This window comes from Cupriavidus sp. OTU4054 (assembly GCF_038440175.1).
Lineage (GTDB): Bacteria > Pseudomonadota > Gammaproteobacteria > Burkholderiales > Burkholderiaceae > Cupriavidus > Cupriavidus pauculus_D.
Map to the genome: position 1 here is coordinate 17,573 of NZ_JASATF010000004.1, position 23,893 is coordinate 41,465.

The window sequence follows — 23,893 nt, forward strand, 5'->3', positions numbered from 1 at the left end:
CATTGCCGCTCAATCCACCCAGGTAGTGGCGCGGCCAATGAGTGCGATCAGAACGTATGCTTGATGCCCAGCATGGTCCCGAATTGACCGCGACCCGGCCCCGGCGTCGCGCCAGCCGCATTGAGGCTGACCGAGAACGCGGCCTGGCCGCCGTTGTCGATATAGCCCGCGGTAGCGTAAAGCGATGTGCGTTTGGACAGGCTGTAGACGCCGCGCAAGGCATATAGAACCGCCTTGTTGCCGCTGTCGTGGAAGCGCAGATAGTTGACCTGTGCGCCGATGTTGATGACTGGCGTGATGTCGTAGAGTGCGCCCGCATACCAGAGATCGCTACGCGGGGTAACGCTGCCGCGATTGTCGCGCCGGATCCAGCCCGCGCCCAGCTTGGCCCGGTCGATCAGCATGTAGCCGCCCAGCGACAGTCGATCGTCACGAAGACTGCTGCGCGTCAACCCGCCAAATGCACCGGGGCCGCCCCGCAACGAATCGTAGGCTGCGGACACGCCGAATCTGGACGTTTCGTACAGGACCAGTGCAGACCATTCGCGGCACGCCCGCTTGTCGGCCGCATTCTCGCCCGCACAGTTGGTACCTACGGGGCTCGGACCGGCGTTGACGCTGTCCCGCCCGAAGCTGTAGGTGGCCCCGAGCGTCAGCCCTCCGAACTTTCCTTTGTACGAGATGGCGTTATCGGCCCGGGCATTGGGCAGGTAGCTGTCGAGCGAGCCCGTGCCATAGACGTTTGGTCCGAACACATCGGCATCCAGCGTGGCCCAGAACAGCATCGTGTATTGCCGGCCCACCGCGACCTGGCCCCAGCTGTCCGCAAGACCCACATACGCCTGGCGTCCGAACAGCCGGTTGCCTTGCCCGGACGTGCCGGCATCGGGCGCAAAGCCCGACTCGAGAACGAAGACGCTCTTGAGGCCGCCACCAAGGTCTTCGGTGCCGCGCATGCCCCAGCGCGACGGCACGGTGCCCGTCAGGTTTGGCACCTTGGTGACGCTGTGGCGTGCCGGACCAATGCCGTTCATGTATTCGACGCCGGTGTCGATCACGCCGTACAGCGTCACGGACTGCGCCAGAGCGGCCACTGGGGTCGCCGCCAGTGCAACGCCTGTCAGCAACGATCGATATAACAGATGCGAGCGGTTCATTTCGATGTCTCCTGTCTTTGTTGTATGGCGCGGATGGCTCGGCCGGCATGAGAGGTGGCACGGACGAGCGCATCCACACGGGCACCTCTTGTGGGTGCCCGCTCATGCGGGAACTACTGCGATGGACGGCGCGTGGGCGATCAGCCCGCGCCGGATGGCGAGCTGGCGTCGTCGAGCGCCCTGGGCTCCGCCGCCTGCCGTTTGGACAGACTGATGGCGAATGACGCGACCGATGCAATCACTACCGGGACGGCTGCGACCATGAAGAGATGTTTCACCTCCCATTGCTGGGAGAGGAGAAGGCCACCCACCACGGGCCCCACCACCGAGCCGGCTCGACCGATACCGAGGGCCCAGCCCACGCCGGTCACGCGCATGGCCGTGGGATACGACTGCGCGGCGAGCGCATTGGCACCGATCTGCCCGCCGATGACGCAGAAGCCTGCTCCAAAGATCGTCACCACCAGCATGGGGACCGACTGCCCCGCGCCGCCCACCAGTACGATGAAAACGGCCGCAAGCAGATAGATCGCCGCGAGTGCGCGGAACGGGGACACCCTGTCGAATACGCGCCCCAATACCAGCGTGCCGACCGTACCGCCGATCTGCAGCATGGAAGTGATTAGCGCAGCCGACTCCACCGGCACGCCGGTATCGCTGATGACGGTCGGCAGCCAGTTGGCCAGGAAGTACATGTCCATCAGGCTCATGAAGAACACGATCCACAACAGCACCGTGAGCCATGCACGCTTCTCCGCGAACAGCTGGCGCACCGGTGATTTCTGCGATTGCTTCTCGTCGGCTCGTACCGTGAATACGGCGTCGTCGGCGATGGGCGTGCCGAACTTGCGAAGAATGCGTAGCACGCGCGCCTTCTGCGCATTCCTGACCACGAGGAAGCTTGGCGACTCGGGCAACAGATACCACGCGGCCACCGCCGCCAGGCACGGCAGCACGCCGCCGACGATGAACACGGACTGCCATCCAAGATCGCGAATCAGCGCTGCGGCGACGAACCCGCCCAGGGCCGCGCCGAGCGAGAATCCGCAGAACATGAGCATGACGGTCGTCGCACGCACGCGCTCCGGCGCGAACTCGCTGGTCAGCGCGATCGCGTTCGGCATCACGCATCCGAGGCCCAGGCCGGTCATCAGCCGGAGAATGAGCAGCCATTTGACGTCAGGGGCAAGCGCCGTCAGCAGCGACATGACGCCGAAGTAGAAAAGTCCGGCCAAGAGGACCGGACGACGACCGAAACGATCCGAGACCGGACCGCCCGCCAACGCACCCAGCATCATGCCGACCAGGCTCGCCGAGAACACGGGACTCAACTCGGCCCGGCTGATCAGGAACTCCTTGCTGATGGCTGGTGCCACGAAACCAATGGCCTGCGTATCGAATCCATCAAGGAATACGATGAGCGTGCAGAGTGCCACGACCAGCAGCTGGTATCTGCTGAATGGACGTTCGTCGATGAACGTCCGGATATCGATGCGGGGGCTTGCCATGATTGTCTCCTCCATGTTTTTCAAATTCAGCAGGTACGTCCATGCTCCGATGGCTCGCCCCGCTTTCCCAGGTTACGCAGCGTGCCCCGCGTTACCGAACCAGACCGGATGGCATATCGAGAAGGCGCGACGACACGAGCCCACCATCCGCCATGATGTTTGTGCCCACGACCCAGGCACTCTCCGGTGCCAGCAGGAAGGCAATCACCGGCGCGATATCTTCCGGACGCCCTAGCCCACCCGCGCGGCGAATCGCATCCTCGACGTTCGCCTGACCCAGCGATTCGCGAAAATCATTGAGAATCGGCGTGTCGGTCGGCCCGGGGCTCACGCAGTTCATGCGTACATGGTTCTCGTCGCGGAATTTCGATGCGTGATGCATCGCCCAGACGATCAATGCTTCCTTGAAGTACGGATAGGCCTGCGCGTCGGTTACCGGATGGCGCGCGAGCCAGGCCATGCCCTCCGCGAAGCCTTCGGTGCGGGCAAGCGCCAGATGCTGGGGCAGCCGCTGCTGCCAGCCCTGACCCGCCGTCGATGCAACGTTTACGATCGCGGCGCCGCGCCGGAGCCTGGGCAAGGCGCGCTCGGTCAAGTGGCGAAGCCCAAGATAATTCACGCGCGCGACCAGATCCGCGCCGGCGGTTCCCGGCACGCCCGCGACATTGCATAGCGCGTCGAGCCCCGATGGCAGCTCGTCGATTGCTTCATCGATCGACGCCGGGCTGCCCAGATCGACGGCGATGTGGTAATCGACGGCGAATGCCGGCTTTACGCGATCCAGCGAGATGATGATGGCGTCGCGATCGGACAGCAGCCGGGCGGTCTGTGCGCCGATGCCCGATGCCGCGCCGGTGATGGCAACAACGGGTCGATGAGCGGGGAATTCGGTCTCGTTCATGTTCTGCATCGATAGGTATGGGCAACGGCGTCAGGCCTGCCGGTGAATCGTCTTGGTATGGAGGTACCCTTCGAGTCCCTCCTCACCGCTCTCGTAGCCATAGCCACTGTCCTTCACTCCGCCGAACGGCGCCTCCGCGACCGACACCGCGATGTTGTTGATCGCCAGCACGCCCGCCTCGATCTCGCTGGCCAGACGCGCCTGCGCGGCGGCGGAATCGGTGAATGCATACGATGCGAGCCCCAGTTCGGACGCATTGGCAGCAGAGATCGCCTCGTCGACATCGGCCACCGGCGTGATCAGTGCGATGGGGCCGAACGCCTCCTCGCACGTTGCGCGGGCGCTGGCGGGCACATCGCACAGCACGGTGGGCGCGTAGAAGAACCCGCGATCGCCGATGCGCGTGCCGCCACTCACGATGGTGCTGCCCTGCTGCACGGCATCGTCGACCAGACTCTGGACGCCCAGAAGCCGGCGATCGCTGGCCAGCGGCCCCATTTGCGTTTCTGGGTCCAGCCCATTGCCGACGCGCAGTTGCGAGGCGTATTTGCCGAACGCATCGACGAACCGTTCGTAGACAGACGACTGAACGAAGAAGCGGGTCGGCGAGAGACAGACCTGGCCAGCATTGCGAAACTTGGCCGCCGCGGTCTGTGCGACCGCACTATCGATATCCGCGTCGCCCATCACGATGACCGGCGCATGCCCTCCGAGCTCGAGCGTCACCTGCTTGAGGTTGTCGGCCCCTTGCCGCGCCAGCAGCTTGCCCACCGCGACGGAGCCGGTGAACGAGACCTTCCGGATGACCGGTGAGGCCAGCAGCCGAGAGGAAACATCGGCGGGCTGTCCAAAGACGAGATTGATCACGCCGGCGGGCACGCCGGCCTCGACAAAACATGCCACCATCGCCGCGACGCCCGCGGGCGTCTCTTCCGCGGGCTTGATGACGCATGAGCAACCCGCGGCCAGTGCACCGCCTAGCTTCCGGCCTGCCAGCAGCACCGGCATGTTCCAAGGCGAGAACAGCGCGCATGGACCCACCGGCTCCTTCTGCACGAAGATCTGGGCGCCTGCAAACTGGGACGGCACAATGCGCCCATAGATCCGCCGCGCCTGCTCCCCGTACCACTTGATCATGTCCGCGGCAACGGTGACTTCCGCGCGCGCCTGCACGAGCGGCTTGCCTTGCTCCAGCGTGATCAGGCGGGCAATGTGCTCGCGACGTTCGAGCATCAGCGCCACGGCTCGCTCGATGAGCCTGCCCCGCTCGTAGGGTGTCACCTTGCGCCACAGCGCGAAGCCGGCTTTCGCGGCCAGAATGGCCTCGTCGAGATCGGATGAGGATGCGTGGCTCAACTCGCCCAGCACAGCCTCCGTTGCCGGATTCACGATCCGCGTTGCGGTGGTGGCCGTCCCCTCGCGCCAGATGCCGTCGATGTACTGCTGCGGCACGTGGTATGCCGCGTCGTTGGAATGCGTCATGATGAGGTCCCGATCAATCGATTCCGACCATCACCTGGCCATCCTCGATACGAACCTCGTAGGTCCGGAGCTTCTCCGTCACGGGTTCGCAGGTGGGATGACCGTTGCGGACGTCGAACTTGCCCTGATGCAACGGACACTCGATCTCGTGTCCGTCGACAAAGCCGTCGCAAAGACGGGCATTGCCATGGGTGCAGACGTTGTCCGTCGCATATACCTCGCCGTCCACGTCATATAGCGCGATATCGCGCCCTTCGATCTGGACGCCGATGACGTCGCCTTCCGGCACCGCGCTGCGCGGTGCGACAACCAGCCAATGGATAGTCACGCCGGATACCTCAGATCGGATAAATGATGGAGTTAGGAATCATCTCGGAGTCGAACACGCAAATGCGGGATGCGAACCGGAGCCCCTGCGGCGTGCGCTGTACGACATCGACATAGCGGCCGGTGTTGAAGACCTCGGAGAGCTTGCTCTGCTTGGTACGAAACACGGCGTAGTTCGCCTCGGCGCGAATGAGGGAGCCGTCGTCGCCCAGTACGCGTGGCGCGCCGACGACGTGCCGCTGATAGTACGGATCGTGGAACAGCGTCTCGCGAACACCGAACACACGGTCCTTCAGCATGCCCTTGCTTTCGAGCGACATCGTCGCTAGCGGAAAGCCTCGGTCGAAGTTCTCGCGCGGCTGCAGCTTGTAGACACACTCTTCCATGAAGAACTCGGGCCAGCGGTCCCATTCGCCGTTATCCAGCGCAGCCGCATAGTCGGCGTACAGTCCGGTCAGTTGGGAATAAGTCGGGAAATCGAGCACGTCATACCTCCATCACGCGGCGCCAGTAGGCGTACATGCCGCGAATCAAACCTTCGGTCACCATGTGGTCGGTGTTCTCGTAGTCGACCCCGCCAAGTTCCGCGATCGTTTCCTGCCCCGGTTTTTGCGTGAAACCTTCCTGCGAGAACTCGATCACCTCCCCGTCGTCCGCGGAGACGAATCCCGCCGGACCGAAGAGATTTGCCTGCCGCAGACGCCGGCGTTTCATTTCTTCGCTGTCGGACTCGAAGCCGAAGTGCGTCCAGACGAAATCGAATGCATCGGGGCCGCTCGGGATAATCTGGCGCGTCGACATGCAATTGACCTGCTGCTGGATGATCACGCTCGGGAACAGCGTCATCATCACGACCGTGTGGTCGCCCCACCAGTCTTCCTGCACGACGTCGAGCAGGCGATCGTCCTCCAGGGCCATGCTTTCCTTGAAGCTCGTGATGCCCTGCGTGACGGCGCTCGATCCGCCCGAGTTGCGGCGCGACATCATCGCGCCGTGACGCCGGTGCACATCCATCACCGTGGCCGACTTCTGATCCGCACGCCACAGTCCGAAGGTCACGAACCAGGTATGCAGAAGACCCGCGTGATACGGATCCTTGATGTTCTCCAGCATCAGTTTCCAGTTCGCCGGAATGCGCTGGCGCGAGTAGCCGTGAATCACCAGCTTGCGCCCGTCGAACACGCGGTCGAAATACCGCACGATGTCGGGCCCCAGAAATTCCTCGAGCGGCTCGACGTCGTGATCGAACGACGCGAACACCACGCCATTGCGCACCGCGACGCCGAGCCTGGTCAAACCATGGTTGTCCGGACAGAAGTCCTTTGGCATGCCGCCGTTGACCTTGCCATCCTGCTTCAGGCCGCGCCGAAACGGCACGCCCTGCAGGTTGCCTTTGAGGTCATAGCTCCACTGGTGATACGGGCAGACGAGATCCTTGCGGTTGCCGTTGCGATCGCGGCAAAACGCGACGCCGCGGTGCGCGCAGACGTTCTCCACGACGTTGATCGAACCGTCCTTGTCGCGAACCATGATCACAGAGCGTTCGCCGATCTCGGTGCGCTTGAAGTCGCCGTGCTCGGGAATCTCGGCTTCGAGGCCGACATAGCTCCAGTGCTTGCCGTAGAAGATGCGATCGAGCTCGCGGCGATACAGATCGTCGTCGGTGTAGGCCCAGAAAGGGACGCGGCTTGAACCGTCCTGCTTCCAGGCCCTGCGATCGACAAATTGGATGGGTTGTTCGGACATCACGGTCGTCTCCGAATAGGGCGTCCTTTGCGTGGGAGCGCCCTGTTTCTCTTGGGGGTAAAAGTCTTAGATGCCGGTTGCGTAGAACGCATCCGCATAGATGCGTTCGAGGGGCAATCCTCGCTGCCGCATCAGGATCTGCGCCGCCTCCACCATCGGCGGGGCCCCACAGACATAGGCTCGCCAGCCCGTCAGGTCGGGCAGGTCCTGCGCCACGGCGTCGGTGACCAGGCCACCGCGATAGCCGGAGCCGTCCGCATCCTCGCTGACGACGATGTGCACATCGAGTCCCGGGTGCCTCGTTGCGAGGTCCCGCAACATGTCGGCGCCGTACAGGTCCCGCGGACTACGCACGCCGAAATAAAGGCGGATGGGGTTGTCCATATCCGCTGCCAGCGCGCCACGCACGATCGACAGCACTGGCGCCAACCCGGTGCCACCGGCCACGCATAACATCGGCCCCTTGTGCAGGCGACGCAGGTAGGCGGTGCCGAGCGGACCGCTCACGCGCACGGTGTCTCCTTCCTTGAGCGTCTCGGCGATATAGGTCGAAGCGCGACCGCCCGGTACGAGCCGCATATGGAACTCGAGCTCGTCATCGCCCTCGATGTTTGCCATCGAGTAGGGCCGGATGTGGCCGGAGGCGAACTGGAGCGTGGCGTATTGGCCCGGCGAGAACGAAAGCGGCTTGTTGGTGCGCAGGCGCAGCCGACGGATGTCATGCGTGAGCGCGTCAATGCCGGTGACAACGCCTTTGAGCAGCTTCGCCGGATGCACGACCACCTCGTCCGCCTCGGGGATTTCGATGGCACAACTGCCTGTCAGCGTCGTCTGGCAGGCGAGCACGAACTGGCCGTCGTTGACCGACGCCGAGAGTACGTCGCGCCCGGATTCGACTACCTTGCCTTCGGTGACCCTGCAGCGGCAGGTGCCGCAGCGGCCGGCCAGGCAGCTGTATGACACGGGTACACCGTGCTTGCGTAGCAGCTCGAGCAGATTCGATCCGGATTCGATCGGAATCCTGTGGTCTGTGGGGAGAACGGTCAGCTCCATATTGCGTCTACCTCGGTCCGACGTGTTGGGTTGTCGGACTGAATGTTGGTAGAAGCCCCGCTATTAATAAATAGAAAGGCAGCAATACAATGAATCACTGCGCGTGATATAGCCCATCGCCTCAGGAGGCCAAGGACCATGGATCTGAAGGACGTCGACCTGAATCTGCTGCTCGTATTCTCGGAGTTGCTCAAGCAGCGCCGCGCGTCCAGGGTCGCGGAGACGCTCGGCATCTCGCAGCCTGGCGTCAGTAACGCCTTGAACAGACTGAGAAAACTTCTCGGGGACGAACTGTTTCTGCGCACCTCGCGTGGCATGGAGCCGACGCCCTATGCCCAGCAGCTTGCGGAGCCCATCAGCTACGCGCTCAGCACGATTCACAGCACGCTGAATCAACAGGTCAAGTTCGATCCGATGACCAGCAAGCGCGCGTTCACGATTGCGATGACCGATATCGGCGAGATTTATATACTGCCGACGCTGACGGGGTTGCTCGAGAAGATCGCGCCTGGCGTGACCATCAGCACGGTGCGAAACGCGACCGTGAATCTACGCGACGAGATGGAGGCCGGCCGCGTGGACCTGGCCGTGGGCTGGATACCGGACATGAAGACGGGCTTCATGCAGCGCCGGATTCTGCGTCACAGCTATGTCTGCCTCTTTCGCAAGGGGCACGCGCTGGACAAGGGCACGCTGACGCGCGAGGAATTTTGCGCGGCCAAGCATGTGGTCGTAGTCTCGGCGGGTTCGGGGCACGGTGTTGCCGACGAGACGATGAAGCGATCGGGCGTGGAGCGCGACATCCGGCTGGTCGTGCCTCACTTCGTGGCGGTGGGCCATATCCTGCATGAGACGGACCTCGTGGCGACGGTGCCGGAACGCTTCGCGGAACGGTGCGCCGAACCGTTCGGGCTCTCGTACGTACCCTGCCCCGTGCCGCTACCCGAAATCGCCATCAACCTGTTCTGGCACAGCAAGTATCAGCGCGACCCCGGCAACCGGTGGCTGCGGGAACTGCTATTCGAGACGTTCAGCGAATGAGGCGGCTTCAGGCAAAGGGGGCTATCTGTTCGCGCTTCCTTCTGCTCAGGTGAGAGATGGTGATGCCAAACATTAGTCCGCCATCCGTCGCAGACTCTGCGGCGGATGCCCCGTGATTCGGATGAATGCCCTGCGCATGCGCTCAGGGTCCGCGAATCCCACTGCCTCGGCGATTTTTTCGATCGGTTCGGCACTCCGTTCCACGCGGTGACGCGCCACCTCGACGCGCAGCCGCTCGACAGCCTTCGCGGGGGTCTCGCCGGTCTCGGCTAGAAACGTTCGTCCGAACTGGCGCGGACTGAGGCAGGCAATCGACGCCAGCGTTTCAGTAGACAAGGACGCATTGAGGTTCTCGCGCATATAGCTCAACACCTCCCGCATCCTGTCCGACTCCGGTTCCATGTCCGCCAGCGCGGAAAATTGAGACTGCCCACCGGGCCGACGGTGATAGACCACGAGGTGGCGGGCCACCGACAGGGACTCGGCGTGGCCAAGGTCCTCCTCGATGAGCGCGAGCGCGAGGTCGATGCCCGCGGTCACCCCGGCCGACGTCCAGATATTGCCGTCCTTGATGTAAATGCGGTCCGATTCAACTCGGGTGCCGGGAAACATCCGTTGCAACTGACGCGAGTGCTTCCAGTGCGTCGTCGCGCGACGACCCTCGAGCAACCCCGCCCTGGCCAGAATGAATGCCCCCGTGCAAACGCTGCCGATGCGCCGCGTACCGTTCTGTAACGCGGTCGCAAGATGTGCGTCGATCGCCGGCAGCGTGGCCGGATCGTCGGACACCTCCCCACCCACGACGAGCAGCGTATCCAGCGTCGATGGCATCAACGACGTCATGATCCGCAAACCGCCGGAGCTGGCAACGTCTCCGCCGGCATGGGACACCACGTGGCAACGGTATGGCGGCGCGCCGGCGCCGGACCCCGCCAATTCGAAGGCCGCGAGCGGACCGCTGAGGTCCTGTATTTGAAAGCCTGGATAAACGAAAAAACCGATATGCCGAAGCGCGAGCGAAGCGTCCATACTCAACACGGGCTCTGGCTCATGCCGGCTTCGCCACGGCCAGCATCGCAATGCACGCGAATCCCGCGACTAGCCATGGACCCAGCCGCCAACGCGTCACCTCGGCGCCGCCAGCCAGCCGGCGAAGTTTTGCGACTTGCATTCCATGCGCAGCGGCGACCAGCAGCGCAATGGCAAGCTTTCCATATAGCCAAGGCGCGCCAAACCACCCGCCAGATCGGACGAGGACGAACCCCAGTACCACCACGAGCAGCATCGAGGGTGTGGTGACCGCCCTGTCCCATCGACGAAGCGCGCCTGCCATCGGCGCGACGTCTGCCGCGGCTTTGCCGGCAGCCCACAGAAACGCCGCCACAGCTATCACGCCTGCGGTAAACATCAGCGACGCGGCGACATGCAACGCCTTGATCCAGGGGTATAGCGCCAAGGCACTCATTGGGCCTGCCCCTTTTCTATCGTGTCGATCTTGCGGGCAATGAATGTCGCGTTGAAAAAGCCGCCAAGCGGGAGCACCGCCAGCAGAAACACCCGTAGTAATTCGCGGCGCGGCCACCCTGCGCCGGAGACGGCCTGTATGGCGATCCACAGATAAATCAACAGCGCGAGGCCATGCAACGGACCCAGAATCTGTACACCGATCGGCCACCCACCCAGATGCTTCAACGGCACGGCGATGCCAAGCAGAAGAACAAGCGTGGTGCCCTCGATCACGGACGCGATTTCGAGATGACGAAGTACGGACGGCGACTGCATGGAGTAAAGCCCCCGGTCTGAAGAATCGAAACCGTAGCTTTATATCGCGCACTCGGGCCAGGACGTGAGTGGCAGAAATGACTAATTACGATCATTTTCTGCCACACCTGTCGCATGACCAGAAACGAGGGAAGTTCGTCCTTTCTCCCTTGGCCCCACGGTGGTGAAAATGCCGGTCGACTTGGCAACCATCGATCGACGATTGGATGAACACTCACACCAAACTTAATAAGCACGCCGTATCGGGCTCCCGGCCCCGCACATCACTATGGCGAACGGCAGGGACGGCAGGCATCGCCCTGGCTCTCCTGGGCATTGCATTCCTCGCATCCGTCAGAAAGGCCCCGGTCGCCAATGCGGCGATGACGCCCCCGACGGTGTCGACGTCGATCCCGCTCTCACGGCAGATCAACGAATGGGACACCTACATCGGCCGATTCGAACCCAGTCGCACGGTTGACATTCGCCCACGGGTTTCAGGGCAGATCGTGGCGGTGCACTTCACGGATGGCGCGACCGTGCGTCGCGGCGACCTGCTGTTTACCATCGACCGACGGCCATTCGCGGCCGCCCTTGCCGAAGCCAACGCGAACCTGGCTAGCGCGCGCAGCGAGCTCGCATTGGCCCGAGCGGATGCACAACGCGCAGACAATCTGGTCGGCGACGAGGCCGTCTCCAAAAGCGAGCTCGACCGCCTCCACGCACGCGTTCAGGCCGGCGTTGCCGCCGTCGCTGCAGCGCAAGCACGCGTCAGCGCGCGCTTGCTGGAGCTGGATTTCACGGAAGTCCGTGCGCCGATCGCCGGCAGGGTGTCGTACCGGCGCGTTGACCCGGGCAACCTCGTCGCCACCGGCGAAGGCACAAGCGGCACCCTGCTGACGACGGTCAACGCCCTCGACCCAATCTACTTCGTGTTCGAGGCGTCCGAAGCGCTCTACCTCAAGGCCCTACGCGCAAGACAGGATGGCGCCAAGACGTCGGCGATTGAAGTCCGCCTGCAAGACGAAACGGATTACCGCTGGCACGGCGCGCTCGACTTTACCGACAACGGTCTCGATCCACGGTCCGGGACCATCCGGCTTCGCGCGGTCGTGCCCAACCGAGATCTGTTCCTGACACCCGGCATGTTCGGCAACATGCGTCTGGCCAGCAGCGGCACCACGACAGCCCTGCTCGTTCCAGACGCTGCCATCCAGACTGACCAGGCGCGCAAGGTCGTGCTGACAGTGACCAAGGCAGGCATTGTCGAAGCTAAACCCGTCGTGCTGGGCCCCACAGTCGATGGCCTCCGCATCGTGCGGTCGGGTCTGGCCCCGACCGACGACGTCGTTGTCGGCGGCATCCAGATGGCGACCCCGGGCAGCAAGGTGCTGACCAAACCGACACGCATCGAGCCCGCAGCGCCCGCTCGTCCCGCGCCGGCCCCGGCGATATCGGGCGAAGCCACGTTCGCATCCTGATGGCGGCCTGATTGGCCATTTCCCTAGGAAAGCACCCATGCGCCTGTCGCGCTTCTTCATTACACGGCCGATCTTTGCCGCAGTCCTGGCGGTCGTGATTACCATTGTCGGCGCCATCGCCTACTTCCGACTACCGGTCTCCCAATATCCGGACATCATTCCACCGACTGTTGTCGTGTCCGCGACATATCCCGGCGCCTCCGCGGAGACCGTGGCGGAAACCGTCGCGGCGCCGATCGAGCAGGAGATCAATGGCGTCGACAACATGCTCTACATCTCGAGCCAGTCGACTGGCGACGGCAAGGTAGCGATCTCGGTGACCTTCAAGGTCGGCACCAACCTCGACGCGGCGCAAATGCTCGTGCAGAACCGCGTCGCCACCGCGACACCGCGATTGCCCTAAGCCGTGCAGCGCCTCGGTGTCACCACCCGCAAGACGGCGCCTAGCGCGCTGATGGCGGTGAACCTCGTGTCGCCGGATGGCATCTTCGATCAGGACTACATCTCGAACTACGCCCTGACGCAGGTACGCGACCGGCTCAGCCGGATCGATGGCGTCGGAGACGCCATCATCTTCGGCAGCCGCGAATTCGCGATGCGTGTATGGATCGACCCGGACCGCGCGGCCTCGCTCAATCTGACCGCCGGCGAGGTCGTGGCCGCGCTGCGCGCGCAGAACGTACAGGTCGCCGCCGGCGCGCTCGGACAACCGCCGAGCGCATCCGCCGATGCGTTCCAGCTGAACGTGCGTACGCAAGGCCGATTCTCCGAACCGGACCAGTTCGCCGACGTCATCGTCCGGACCGACGCGGACGGCCGGCAAATTCGGGTGCGGGATGTGGCACGCGTCGAGCTTGGCGCCGCGGACTACAGCACGAATGCCTATCTCTCCGGCAAGGCGTCAATCATGATCGGCATCTTCCAGCGACCGGGCACGAACGCCCTCGAGACCGGGGAAACCGTCGAGCGCGTGATGCAGGAGGCCGCGAAGTCGTTTCCCCATGGGCTCGAATACCGCATCATGTGGAATTCCACAAAGTTCATCGCGCAATCTATCGCCGCAGTCCGTAATACCCTGCTGGAGGCGGCGGCGCTCGTGGTGCTTGTCATCTTCCTCTTCCTGCAACGCTGGCGCGCGGCAATCATTCCCGTCGTCGCAATCCCGGTGTCGCTTATCGGCACCTTCGCCCTCCTCGCTGTCGCCGGCTACAGTCTCAACAGTTTGTCCCTGTTCGGCCTTGTGCTCGCCATCGGGATCGTTGTCGATGACGCTATCGTGGTGGTCGAGAACGTCGAGCGCAATCTCGGGCTCGGGCTCAGTCCGCTCGAGGCCGCGCGCAGATCCATGGACGAAGTCTCGGTCGCATTGGTCGCCATCGTGCTGGTCCTTTGCGCAGTGTTCATTCCCACGCTCTTTCTCAATGGACTGTCGGGCGCGTTCTACAAGCAGTTCGCATTGACCATATCGGGCGCTACGATCATCTCGCTGGTCCTCTCGCTCACCCTGTCGCCCGCGCTCGCGGCGCAGCTGCTGCGCACCCATGAGACAAAGGCCGCCGATCACCGGGTCATCCGCGCGCTGCATCGTGCGGGCGATGCGTTCAACCGATGCTTCGACACCTTCAGCGCCGCATACGGACGGCTGACCGCATGGATGGTCGCCCGCCCCAGGCGGGTCATGTTGTCCTATTGCGGGCTCATCATGGCCACTCTCGCGCTGTTCTGGGTGACACCGACCGGTTTCATTCCGCCGCAGGACCAGAGCTATCTGATCACGGTGGTGCAGTTGCCGCCAGGCGCGTCGCTGTCCCGGACGGACGCCGTGCTGCAGGACGTATCGCGTCGGCTCCTGACGATCGAGGGCGTGCGGGGCACGATTATGCTGCCCGGCTACGATGCAGCTTCGAATACCAACTCGCCGAACGCTGCGACGGCGTTTATCCCCCTCAAGCCATTCGAGGAGCGGCAGCGTCATGCCGATGCCATTCTCGAGGAAGCACGCAAAGTGACCGCGGACATCGATGGCGCGCGTGTCATGGTCATTCCACCGCCGTTGATCGATGGCATCGGCTCCGCAGGTGGCTATCGAATGATGGTGCAGGATCGCAGCGACCACGGCTATCAGGAACTCGGCAGCGAAACCGGAAAACTCATCGCAAAAGCCAATGCAACCGCGGGCCTGTCGCAGGTGTACACCTTCTTCAATACGCTGACGCCGCGGATTTTCGCGGATATCGACCGGCGCAAGGCCGAGATGCTGGGCGTGTCATCAGAGCGTGTGTTCGAAGCGCTTCAGGTCTACCTTGGATCGGCCTACGTGAACGATTTCAATCTGCTCGGCCGCACGTTCCGCGTGACAGCGCAGGCCGACCAGGCGCATCGCGCCACCACGGCCGATATTGCCAACCTCAAGACACGGTCGTCGGCAGGCGCGATGGTACCCGTCGGCTCGGTTGCCACGTTCCATGACGAAACGGGACCATATCGCGTTGTCCGCTACAACCTGTTCCCCGCGGTAGAGGTCGACGGCGACACCGCGCCCGGCTCCTCCACCGGACGCTCACTCGCTACCATGGAGCGCCTGGCCACGGAGACGCTTCCGGGCGGATACGGCACAGAATGGACGGGTATCGCGTATCAGCAGAAGATCGCCGGCAACACGGCTGCGCTCGTCTTCGCGCTCGCTGTCGTGCTGGTGTTTCTCGTGCTGGCCGCGCAATACGAAAGCCTGACGCTCCCGCTGGCCATCATCCTGATCGTTCCGATGTGTCTGCTTGCCGCGATGATCGGCATCCAGCTCCGCGGCATGGATAACAACGTCCTGACGCAGATCGGCCTCGTGGTACTAATCGCCCTCGCAGCCAAAAATGCAATTCTGGTCGTGGAGTTTGCCCGCCAGGCGGAAGAACAGGAGGGCCTGACACCGGTCGCCGCGGCCGTACGTGCAGCGCAAACGCGCCTGCGGCCGATCCTCATGACGAGCTTCGCATTCATTCTCGGCGCGGTGCCATTGCTGGTTGCCAAGGGTGCCGGCGCCGAGCTTCGGCAGGCATTGGGGACCGCGGTGTTCTTTGGCATGCTGGGTGTCACCGGATTCGGGCTGCTCTATACGCCGACCTTCTACGTCGTATGCCGTGCCCTTGGCGCACGACTGTCCCCCGGCCGCCGGATAGCGGGGCCCACGCCAGTGCAGCATGCCGATTGAGGTGCATTCATGAAACGACTCAAGCCACTGCTCTGCCTGTTCGCACTCGCCCTGACCGGATGCGCCGTCGGCCCCGACTATGTGTCCCCAGGCGTGCCGGTCAATGCCCAGGGCGCTTTCACCGCCGGCGAGGCGCCTGCGCTCTATGACCAAGGCCCAGCCCATGACGATTGGTGGCGACTCTATCGCGACCCCATCCTCGATCGACTGATCGAAGACGCGTTAGCTGCGAACATCGATGTCCGGGTTGCCGTCGCCCGGTTGGAACGCGCGCGCGCGATGTTGCGCGATGCCGGCGCGGATCGCTATCCGGGCACGGAATTCGATGCGACGGCCAGCCGCCAGAGACAGGCAGCCGTCCAGGCGCTACCCGGACAGGATCGTCAACACACGCTCGTCGACGCGGGCTTTGGCATCGCCTATGAAATCGATCTGTTCGGCCGGGTGAGGCGTGGCGTCGAATCCGCACGCGGCGACTTCGAAGCCGCGCAAGCCGACCGGGATGCCGTCAAGGTCGCCATCGTGGCGGACACTACGCGCGCGTACCTCAACGCGGCCGGCGCTGCGCAGCGCCTTGCCGTTGCGCAGCGGATCGTCTCGCTGCTGGATCGCTCACTGCGTGTCATGAACGGCCGCGAGAGAGCGGGAATGGCGACATCGCTGGACACCGCCCGAATCGCCGCGCTGCGGGAACAGCGACATTCGAGCATCCCGGTCATCGCGGCCGAGCGGCAGGCGGCGCTCTTCCGGCTCGCCGTCCTGACCGGCCGCGCGCCAGGAGAGCTGCCCGCCGACGCAGCAGACCTCAACGCCGCAGCAGACCTCAACGCGTTACCGGCACTCGATATGCCCATTCCCGTCGGCGACGGCCAATCGATGCTCGCCCGGCGGCCCGATGTCCGCGCCGCGGAGCGGAGACTGGCCGCCGCGACCGCACGGATCGGCGTAGCGACGGCCGACCTCTATCCGCGCATATCGTTTGGCGCGTCAATCGGATCGACAGGGTTCGGCGCGGGGGACTTCTTCGGGGCCGGCCCGCTTCGATGGCTCGCGGGACCCAGCATCTCGTGGTCGTTCCCGAATCAGGAACGCATCCGCGCGCGTATCTCGGCCGCCCAGGCGGACAGCGCGGGCGCGCTTGCGACATTCGATGGCAGCGTGCTCCAGGCGTTGGCCGAGACGGAAACCGCACTATCGAACTATGCCCGTGCCGTCGACCAGCGCACCGCCCTCGCTGCGGCGCGCGAGCAGGCCGATCGCGCCGCACGCATTGTCCGCGCGCAACAGCGCGAGGGACGCAGCGACAGCCTCGCCCTGCTCGATGCGGAGCGCACGTTCGCTGACGCGCAAGCGCAGGTGGCGGATGCAGAGGAACGCATCGCCAACACACAGGTGGACCTGTTCCGGGCGCTGGGGGGCGGATGGGCGTCTGAGCCGCTGCGTACAATGTAGAACGTTCCCGCTGTCCGGTCATATCCAAGGAGATGCTTTGATAACCGTCGCCGTGCTGGCCCTTCAAGGTGTCGTGCCATTCGACCTCGGCATCGCCTGCGATGTGTTCTCCCGCGTTGTGCTTGCCGATGGCAAGCCTGCATACCGCGTGATGGTGTGCGGCGAAACGACGCGGGTGGATGCCGGCGGGCATTTCGATATCCGGGCGCCGTGGAAGCTGGAGGACGCACTCGCGGCGGATCGCATCATCGTGCCTGGCGTGGAAGATATCGATCGGCGGCTCTCCCCAGGTGCTTCCAGGACGTTAAGGAGCGCGCTCGAGGGCGGTGCACAGGTCGCCTCGATCTGCACCGGTGCTTTCGTGCTCGCCGAAGCAGGACTGCTGGACGGCCATCGCGCGACAACCCATTGGGCGGCGGCGGGAGAACTGGCACGACGTTATCCCGCCCTCACCGTGGACACCGATGTCCTGTTCGTCGACGAGGGCAACATCGTGACGTCCGCCGGCAGTTCGGCGGGCCTGGACATGTGCCTGCATCTGGTCGGGCGTGATTATGGCCAGGCAATGGCCGTGCAGGCGGCAAGGCTCGCCGTCGCGCCGCTTCATCGCGATGGCGGACAGGCCGCGTTCATCCGGCAGCCGGTGGTCGACAATGCGTCGAGCCTCTCTCCGCTCTGCGACTGGATGCTCAAGAATCTTCACAAGCCCATCGACGTCCCCACGCTCGCGGCCAAGGCGAGGATGACGCCGCGGACCTTCGCGCGCCGCTTCCATGACCAAACGGGGACGACGCCCATCCAGTGGCTGATCCGGCAACGCATCCGCCGCTCGCAGGAGTTACTGGAGACGAGCGACGCCAGTGTCGATCAGGTGGCCTCAGCATCGGGCTTCGACTCAACCATCACGTTCCGCGCTCGCTTCCAGCGCGTAGTCGGCCTGACACCTTCGGCCTATAGGAAGCGATTCAAGCAACCGTAGCGCCGGCGCAATCCCGCTCGACGCGCATGCAGGCGGATGCGTGACGGGCTCGTGGAGCGCCACGTTCATGACCCACAGAAATCGGCATCGTGCATTGCGCGGCGCCGAAAACTGTGTTGCGTCGCCAGATGATAGTGCTGCGCCGATGCGTCTCGTACATTGACGCACTCCTGGAATGCTTCGCGTCGTCGGTCCCTTCGCTTCGTCGGACCCTTCGTCGGTTCACTTCAGCGCCTCTTCGAAGGAGCGCCACGCTGGACATCAAGTCTCAATGGATCTAGACCTTGGTGTTAATGAATAGAACCCACCAGTCCATTGTCGCAACCGACCCGCATCCCTAGCATTGCAGGAGCCATTCCTAAACCTAACGGGACCCCTACAACGATGAAAGCCCGACATCGCTTCTTCCCACTACTGACCTTCGCGGCGGCCGCGGCGATCGTTGCCGTCGCCGTCTCGATCTATCTGACGTGGGAAAAAGCGATCGCTCCGACGGCTCCTCCCGTGCCGTCCTCATTCGACCGACAACTGGTCCTGCATGGCTCGCGAGTCGCGGCGCTCGGTGATTGCGCGGTCTGCCACACGGCACCGGGCGGCAAGCCCTACGCGGGCGGCCTGCCGCTTGCTACCCCGTTCGGCACCATCTACACCACCAACATTACGCCGGACGCGGAGACGGGCATTGGGTCATGGTCGCTCGAGGCTTTCACCCGCGCCATGCGCCGTGGCATCTCGAGGGACGGCCATCAGCTCTATCCCGCATTTCCGTACATACATTACACGCGGATGTCGGACGGCGACATCGCCGCCGCGTATGCCTTTCTGATGCAACGCGACCCGGTCGTTAGCAAGGCGCCCGACAACGCCCTCATCTTCCCTCTCAATTTCCGGCCGCTCGTCGCTTTCTGGAACGTCCTGTTCCTGCGAGAAGGCCCGGAACCCACGGATGCGTCTCGCGATGACAAATGGAACCGCGGCCGCGAACTGGTGAACGGGCTTGGCCACTGCGCAGCATGTCACACCCCTCTCAACCCGATTGGCGGCGAACAGTGGGGGAAGGCGTTCGATGGCGGCGTGGTGGACGGTTGGGAAGCACCCTCGCTCAACACCCTTACCTCGTCGCCGCACCCGTGGACGACATCGCAGTTGATCGCGTACCTGCGTACCGGCATGTCATCGCAGCACAGCGCCGCCGCCGGCCCGATGCTGCCGGTCACGCAAGAGTTGGCCACCGTGCCCGAGGAGGATGTGGACGCCATCGCTACCTATCTTCTATCGCTACAGAAGCCGCGCACCCGCGACGTTATGCCGCCCGATCATGCCGGTGCGGACAAGACCTCCATCCAGCGAGGCGCGGTCCTGTTCTCGGCCGCATGCGCGGCATGTCACGGTGAGAACTCGCCCATGCAAAGCCTTGGTCAACGGCCGAGCCTCGCGACAAGCACCACGGTCAATGCTGCCACGCCGCGCAATACCGTGCAAATGATGTTGGAAGGCGTGCAATGGCAAGGAGAGCGGGAGGTGCACTACATGCCGCCGTTCAAACACATGCTGAATGATCGCCAGGTAGCCGACATCGCTAACTATCTACGCGCGACCTATACCGACCAGCCGCCCTGGAAGGATGTCGTGCAGACCGCGGCCGACATTCGGAAGGGAGACCAATCGCGATGATCCACCTCACAATCAATGGCACCAGGCACGCCCTCGATATCGATCCTGCGACCCCTCTGCTATATGCCCTCCGCGACCACCTCGGCCTCAATGGCGCCAAGTTCGGATGCGGCATGGGCCAGTGCGGCGCATGCACGGTAATCGTCGACAACAAGCCGACCTTCTCATGCCTCACGCCAGTCGCTGCAGTCGGCGATGGCGCTATCAGGACCGTTGAAAGCCTTGGCACCGCCGACAAGCCTGGGCGGCTCCAGCAGGCATTCATCGACCACCAGGCAGCGCAGTGCGGCTATTGCATTGCAGGGATGATCATGCGTGCCCAATCCCTGCTCGAAAGCAATCCGCGCCCGACCGACGCAGAGATTCTTCAGCACATGGAACCCAACCTGTGCCGGTGCGGAACACATATGCGGATCCTGGCGGCGATCCGTGCCGCAAGCCTCGCCCCCGAGACAACACAGTCGAAGCCGGAGAGCAAGCAATGACCCATCACGACGATCAGAACGAGGATCATGTCGAGAGCCCGAAGCGCCGCGCCTTGATGATGTCCGGCTCGCTGGTAGTGGGCTTTTCCTTGTTGCCCGCGAGCAATGCTCTGGCGGAGCTGGTTCTTGCCGATGAGGGCGCGGCGGTCCGGGTCGGGGCAAAGACGGAACGGCTGGCGGGTAGCCTCAAGACCAACCCTTTCCTCGACGCCTGGATCAAGGTCTCGCCCGACAATCACGTCACGGTCTACACGGGCAAGGTCGAACTCGGCACCGGTGTACGGACCGCGTTGCACCAGGTAGCCGCCGAAGAGTTACAGATCGCCCCCCATCTGATCACCTTCCTCACGGCAGATACCGCGCGATCGCCGGATGAAGGACTGACAGCCGGCAGCCATACGATGGCGGACAGCGGGAGCGCATTGCTCAATGCCGCCGCACAGGTACGTGGGTTGCTGAGCGACGCAGCGGCCAGAAAGTTTCGAGTGGATGTCTCCACGCTGACGGTGGCCGACGCCCGGATCACCGCGCGGGATGGCCGCTCCGTGAGCTTTGCCGACCTTCTGCCGACGGTCAACCTCCATGTCACCGCCAAGGTTGCATCGCCGTTGCGTGAACCCGGATCGTTCACGGTAATCGGCAAGTCGATGCCGCGCACCGATATTCCGGCGAAGGTGACCGGTGGGGCGAGCTATGTGCAGGACCTCAGGCTCCCAGGCATGGTGCACGCCCGAGTGGTTCTCCCTCCCGTCTACGGCGCGCCATTGCTAGCCGTCGACGAAACGAAGGTGCGCGCCATGCCAGGCGTTGTAGCCGTGCTACGCGACGGCAACCTGCTAGCCGTTGTCGCGCAGCATGAGTGGCAGTCCGTGCAGGCGCAGCGTGTGCTGTCTGCCGGATGCCAATGGGGTAAGGGCCGTAGCCTGCCACGCCCCCAGGACATACACGCGCAGCTCAAGGAAATTGCCACCGAGCGCATCGTGATCGCGGACAACAGTGCGGCGATGCCCCAAGCGGTGAAGACGCTTTCGGCGACCTACACCAAGCCATACCTGATGCATGGATCGATCGGTCCGTCCGCGGCCGTGGCTCACCTCGACAACGGCACGCTGACCGTCTGGACGCATTCTCAGGGGGTGTATCCCCTTCGCGATGGCCTGGCGGAAATGCTCTCGATGGACAAGGAGAAAATCCGCTGCATCCATGTCGTCGGCTCCGGATGCTATGGACACAACGGCGCCGACGATGCCGCCGCGCATGCCGCGTGGATTGCCCGAGCGCTTCCCGGCCGACCCGTGCGCGTTCAGTGGATGCGCGATCAGGAGCACGTTTGGGATCACTACACACCGGCGATGGTCACCGAAGTCCGGGCATCGCTGTCGGCGGACGGGACGATCGTGAACTGGGACTATGCGCTATGGAGCAGCTCTCATAATGAGCGAGTCGTCAATGCGGGGCGACTATTGCCGGCCACGCTGCTCGCGAAGCCTTTCAAGCCTGCGCCGTCTGTGCCGATGACGCAGCCAGAGGGCGGCGGCGATCGGAACGCCATCCCGCTGTACCGTCTGCCGAAGCGCCATATCGTGAACAACTTCTCGCCCACCATGCCGCTTCGGACTTCCGCGATGCGGTCGCTGGGGGCTCACATGAACGTCTTCACGATCGAGACCTTCATGGATGAGCTTGCCGTGGCGGCCGGCCAAGACCCGGTGGCGTTCCGGCTAAAACATATGGACGACCCGCGAGCTGTCGATGTCATCCGTCTTGCCGCCAGCAAGTTCGACTGGAGCGATCGACAACGCAAACCTGGCCACGGTTACGGCTTCGCGTTCGGAAAGTACAAGAACATCATGGCTTATATGGCGATTGCGCTGGAGGTCGCGATTGAGAAGGACACTGGAAAGGTCCGACTCGTTCATGCAGAAGCCGCTGTTGATTGCGGGCAGATCGTCAATCCTGATGGGGTCCGCAATCAAATCGAAGGCGGCATCCTTCAGTCGGCAAGCTGGACCCTCTATGAACAACTGAAGTTCGACGCCAATGGTTTGCGCAGTTTCGATTGGGGGACGTATCCGATCATGCGGTTCTCCTCCGTGCCGACCCAAGTCAACGTTCACCTTATTGACCGTCCGGGGTCGCCGTTTCTGGGCGTCGCCGAAGCGCCCATGGGTCCCACGGCGGGCGCGCTTGGCAATGCCATCTTCGATGCCACGAAACTTCGGCTTCGCGATATGCCGTTGGCGGGCGAAGGCCTGCGCAGCAAGTTGATCGGGTCTTAGCCGATTGGATTTTCGCCGTATCCCCGGATACGGTCGCACCGTTAAATCGATGAGGCCATTGCTCGCCTGAACTCCCGCTCAGAGTGCTTTCTGACCGTAGAAGCCTTAGGGATGTCGTCAACCGCAAAGGGTTGATCAATTTCGACAACGAGTTCCGGATCTTGCGGAGCTCGTCGCTGCGCCCCCGGAGACCTCGTGCAGCTCAATGTCACGCCACATATGCGGCTGACAAGCGGGGAGCACCGCGACATTCGCCCATATCTGGCCTGGCATCGGGCGCACGCCTTCCAGGCATAGCAGGGCGGTTGCGGATCCCGGTATCGATGGCCGCTGTGCACCCCGATGCGGGTGCCGCCTGGCACGCATGCGGCCGCCGGCTCGCTGCCTGCTCCGCCCAAGTTCGCAAGCAAGGGGGCAGACCGGCTGCGCCCGCCAACCTGTCGTTCAGTACAAACGATCGATTAGGAAACGCTCGGGCTTCTTGCCAATCCACGCGGGAGCCCTACCGCGGCCCGACCAGGTCTGGCCCGTCTTGGGGTCGCGGTACTTGGGACGCGGCGCGGCCTTCGTCTTGGTTGGAACAGCGCGGCCAGCGGGCTCATCACTGGGCTTGCCCGCAATGTCCTCAATGCTCAGTTCATACTCCTGCATTAATTGCTGAATCCCCTCCACGATCTTTGGCACTTCCGTGGGACGCAACCGCTCAAGCTGGGCATTGACAGATGCGAGTTGCGCGAGCAGTGTGGATCTGGTCAGGCTTTGGGTTGCAGTAGGCACTTTTTGCTTCTGTCGCGTCTTACGAGTTTGCGTATTCTGAGTTCGCGCTTCCGGGGCCGCATCCGCTCCATGCAGCGTTATCTGCTTCGGCCTGCCCTTCCTGATTGGCGTCTCTTGAGTCGTGGCTTCCGCGGCAGCAACATCGGCAACGGTTTTCGGCTTCCGATTGCGCTTCGGGGCCCGCGTCTCTTCAGGCGTAGCTTCCGAAGCTTGCGCGTAACGCGGCGCAAGCAGGGCAGCCGGTTCGGTCAATTCGTCCGGGGCGGAAGTTTCCCTCGGTTCGTCAATGGCCACGACTTCAACCGGAGCTTCGGCCACAGCTTCAGTAGTCGCTTCGAAGCGCATGGCTTCAATGGGCCCTTCCGGCAAGTCGGATTCAATCGCTTCCGAGTCGCGATGCCCGGCAGCACAAAAAAGATAGGCTCTAAGCACATTTTTATGGTGTAGCAATCACTTCAGCTGCCCCTTGCATGACGCCGCGTCCCGACGTGGTGGATGTTATGGCGTTTCATCGACACGGGAACCTCGCCGGGCCGACGCGCCAAATCGGAACTGTGGGCTGACTTCACCTACATCTGGACCGCC

Annotated in this window: 19 protein-coding genes and 1 pseudogene; 8 read left to right on the forward strand and 12 right to left on the reverse strand. The window is 63.4% G+C overall.

The window, feature by feature from the left end; genetic code table 11:
• Positions 1 to 47: 47 nt before the first annotated feature.
• The 8 genes from AAHB16_RS06580 to AAHB16_RS06615 all read right to left on the reverse strand — a co-directional run bounded on the left by AAHB16_RS06580 (position 48) and on the right by AAHB16_RS06615 (position 8,174).
• On the reverse strand, positions 48 to 1,157 hold the full coding sequence (locus AAHB16_RS06580) for a porin (RefSeq protein WP_342050406.1): 1,110 nt from the start codon (positions 1,155 to 1,157) through the stop codon (positions 48 to 50).
• 140 nt (positions 1,158 to 1,297) lie between these two features.
• Positions 1,298 to 2,665 carry an MFS transporter gene (locus tag AAHB16_RS06585; protein ID WP_191002207.1) on the reverse strand — a complete coding sequence of 456 codons (1,368 nt, stop codon included), beginning with the start codon at positions 2,663 to 2,665 and terminating at the stop codon, positions 1,298 to 1,300.
• Between the two features lie 91 nt (positions 2,666 to 2,756).
• Entirely contained in the window at positions 2,757 to 3,566 is an 810-nt protein-coding gene (locus AAHB16_RS06590) for a coniferyl-alcohol dehydrogenase (protein WP_109582658.1), read from the reverse strand.
• Positions 3,567 to 3,596: 30 nt separating this feature from the next.
• Entirely contained in the window at positions 3,597 to 5,048 is a 1,452-nt protein-coding gene (locus tag AAHB16_RS06595) for an NAD-dependent succinate-semialdehyde dehydrogenase (RefSeq protein ID WP_342050407.1), read from the reverse strand.
• 13 nt (positions 5,049 to 5,061) lie between these two features.
• Positions 5,062 to 5,376, reverse strand: coding sequence for a non-heme iron oxygenase ferredoxin subunit (locus AAHB16_RS06600; RefSeq protein ID WP_109581056.1), 315 nt, complete (start codon positions 5,374 to 5,376; stop codon positions 5,062 to 5,064).
• A gap of 10 nt (positions 5,377 to 5,386) precedes the next feature.
• Positions 5,387 to 5,860, reverse strand: a complete 474-nt coding sequence (locus AAHB16_RS06605) for an aromatic-ring-hydroxylating dioxygenase subunit beta (protein ID WP_109581055.1) — start codon at positions 5,858 to 5,860, stop codon at positions 5,387 to 5,389.
• 1 nt (position 5,861) lies between these two features.
• The gene (locus AAHB16_RS06610) at positions 5,862 to 7,121 is read right to left on the reverse strand and encodes an aromatic ring-hydroxylating dioxygenase subunit alpha (protein WP_150371737.1); all 1,260 of its coding nucleotides are present in this window, start codon (positions 7,119 to 7,121) and stop codon (positions 5,862 to 5,864) included.
• A 66-nt stretch (positions 7,122 to 7,187) separates the two neighbouring features.
• The gene (locus tag AAHB16_RS06615) at positions 7,188 to 8,174 is read right to left on the reverse strand and encodes a 2Fe-2S iron-sulfur cluster-binding protein (RefSeq protein ID WP_342050408.1); all 987 of its coding nucleotides are present in this window, start codon (positions 8,172 to 8,174) and stop codon (positions 7,188 to 7,190) included.
• 138 nt (positions 8,175 to 8,312) lie between these two features.
• Here AAHB16_RS06615 and AAHB16_RS06620 point away from each other — a divergent pair, with 138 nt between their 5' ends.
• A complete protein-coding gene (locus tag AAHB16_RS06620; RefSeq protein ID WP_342050409.1) occupies positions 8,313 to 9,215 on the forward strand; it encodes a LysR family transcriptional regulator in 903 nt (300 codons plus the stop codon).
• Positions 9,216 to 9,287: 72 nt separating this feature from the next.
• On the opposite strand, the gene AAHB16_RS06625 is transcribed toward AAHB16_RS06620, so the two are convergent.
• Genes AAHB16_RS06625 through AAHB16_RS06635 form a run of 3 tightly spaced genes read right to left on the reverse strand, consistent with a single transcriptional unit; the run spans position 9,288 to position 10,997 of the window.
• Positions 9,288 to 10,244 carry a GlxA family transcriptional regulator gene (locus AAHB16_RS06625; protein ID WP_342050410.1) on the reverse strand — a complete coding sequence of 319 codons (957 nt, stop codon included), beginning with the start codon at positions 10,242 to 10,244 and terminating at the stop codon, positions 9,288 to 9,290.
• Between the two features lie 19 nt (positions 10,245 to 10,263).
• A complete protein-coding gene (locus tag AAHB16_RS06630; protein ID WP_342050411.1) occupies positions 10,264 to 10,680 on the reverse strand; it encodes a CopD family protein in 417 nt (138 codons plus the stop codon).
• Positions 10,677 to 10,997: a DUF3817 domain-containing protein gene (locus AAHB16_RS06635; protein ID WP_342050412.1), complete on the reverse strand. Its 321-nt coding sequence runs from the start codon at positions 10,995 to 10,997 to the stop codon at positions 10,677 to 10,679. Before AAHB16_RS06635 ends, AAHB16_RS06630 begins: the two co-directional genes overlap by 4 nt.
• Positions 10,998 to 11,203: 206 nt before the next feature.
• Between AAHB16_RS06635 and AAHB16_RS06640 the strand changes: the two genes are divergently transcribed.
• The 7 genes and pseudogenes from AAHB16_RS06640 (at position 11,204) to AAHB16_RS06670 (ending at position 22,531) form a co-directional block, all read left to right on the forward strand.
• Complete coding sequence (locus tag AAHB16_RS06640) at positions 11,204 to 12,457, forward strand: efflux RND transporter periplasmic adaptor subunit (protein WP_342050413.1); 1,254 nt, start codon at positions 11,204 to 11,206, stop codon at positions 12,455 to 12,457.
• A 37-nt stretch (positions 12,458 to 12,494) separates the two neighbouring features.
• Positions 12,495 to 15,662: pseudogene (locus AAHB16_RS06645) on the forward strand (efflux RND transporter permease subunit).
• A gap of 9 nt (positions 15,663 to 15,671) precedes the next feature.
• A complete protein-coding gene (locus AAHB16_RS06650; RefSeq protein WP_342050414.1) occupies positions 15,672 to 17,114 on the forward strand; it encodes a TolC family protein in 1,443 nt (480 codons plus the stop codon).
• A 37-nt stretch (positions 17,115 to 17,151) separates the two neighbouring features.
• Entirely contained in the window at positions 17,152 to 18,093 is a 942-nt protein-coding gene (locus AAHB16_RS06655; protein WP_342050415.1) for a GlxA family transcriptional regulator, read from the forward strand.
• Between the two features lie 384 nt (positions 18,094 to 18,477).
• A complete protein-coding gene (locus AAHB16_RS06660) occupies positions 18,478 to 19,767 on the forward strand; it encodes a c-type cytochrome (protein ID WP_342050416.1) in 1,290 nt (429 codons plus the stop codon).
• Positions 19,764 to 20,252 carry a (2Fe-2S)-binding protein gene (locus AAHB16_RS06665; protein WP_342050417.1) on the forward strand — a complete coding sequence of 163 codons (489 nt, stop codon included), beginning with the start codon at positions 19,764 to 19,766 and terminating at the stop codon, positions 20,250 to 20,252. The genes AAHB16_RS06660 and AAHB16_RS06665 overlap by 4 nt, the downstream gene beginning before the upstream one ends.
• Positions 20,249 to 22,531, forward strand: coding sequence for a xanthine dehydrogenase family protein molybdopterin-binding subunit (locus AAHB16_RS06670; protein WP_342050418.1), 2,283 nt, complete (start codon positions 20,249 to 20,251; stop codon positions 22,529 to 22,531). The genes AAHB16_RS06665 and AAHB16_RS06670 overlap by 4 nt, the downstream gene beginning before the upstream one ends.
• A gap of 444 nt (positions 22,532 to 22,975) precedes the next feature.
• Here the strand turns inward: AAHB16_RS06670 and AAHB16_RS06675 are convergent, their stop codons facing one another.
• Entirely contained in the window at positions 22,976 to 23,758 is a 783-nt protein-coding gene (locus AAHB16_RS06675; protein ID WP_342050419.1) for an H-NS histone family protein, read from the reverse strand.
• Between the last annotated feature and the right edge of the window lie 135 nt (positions 23,759 to 23,893).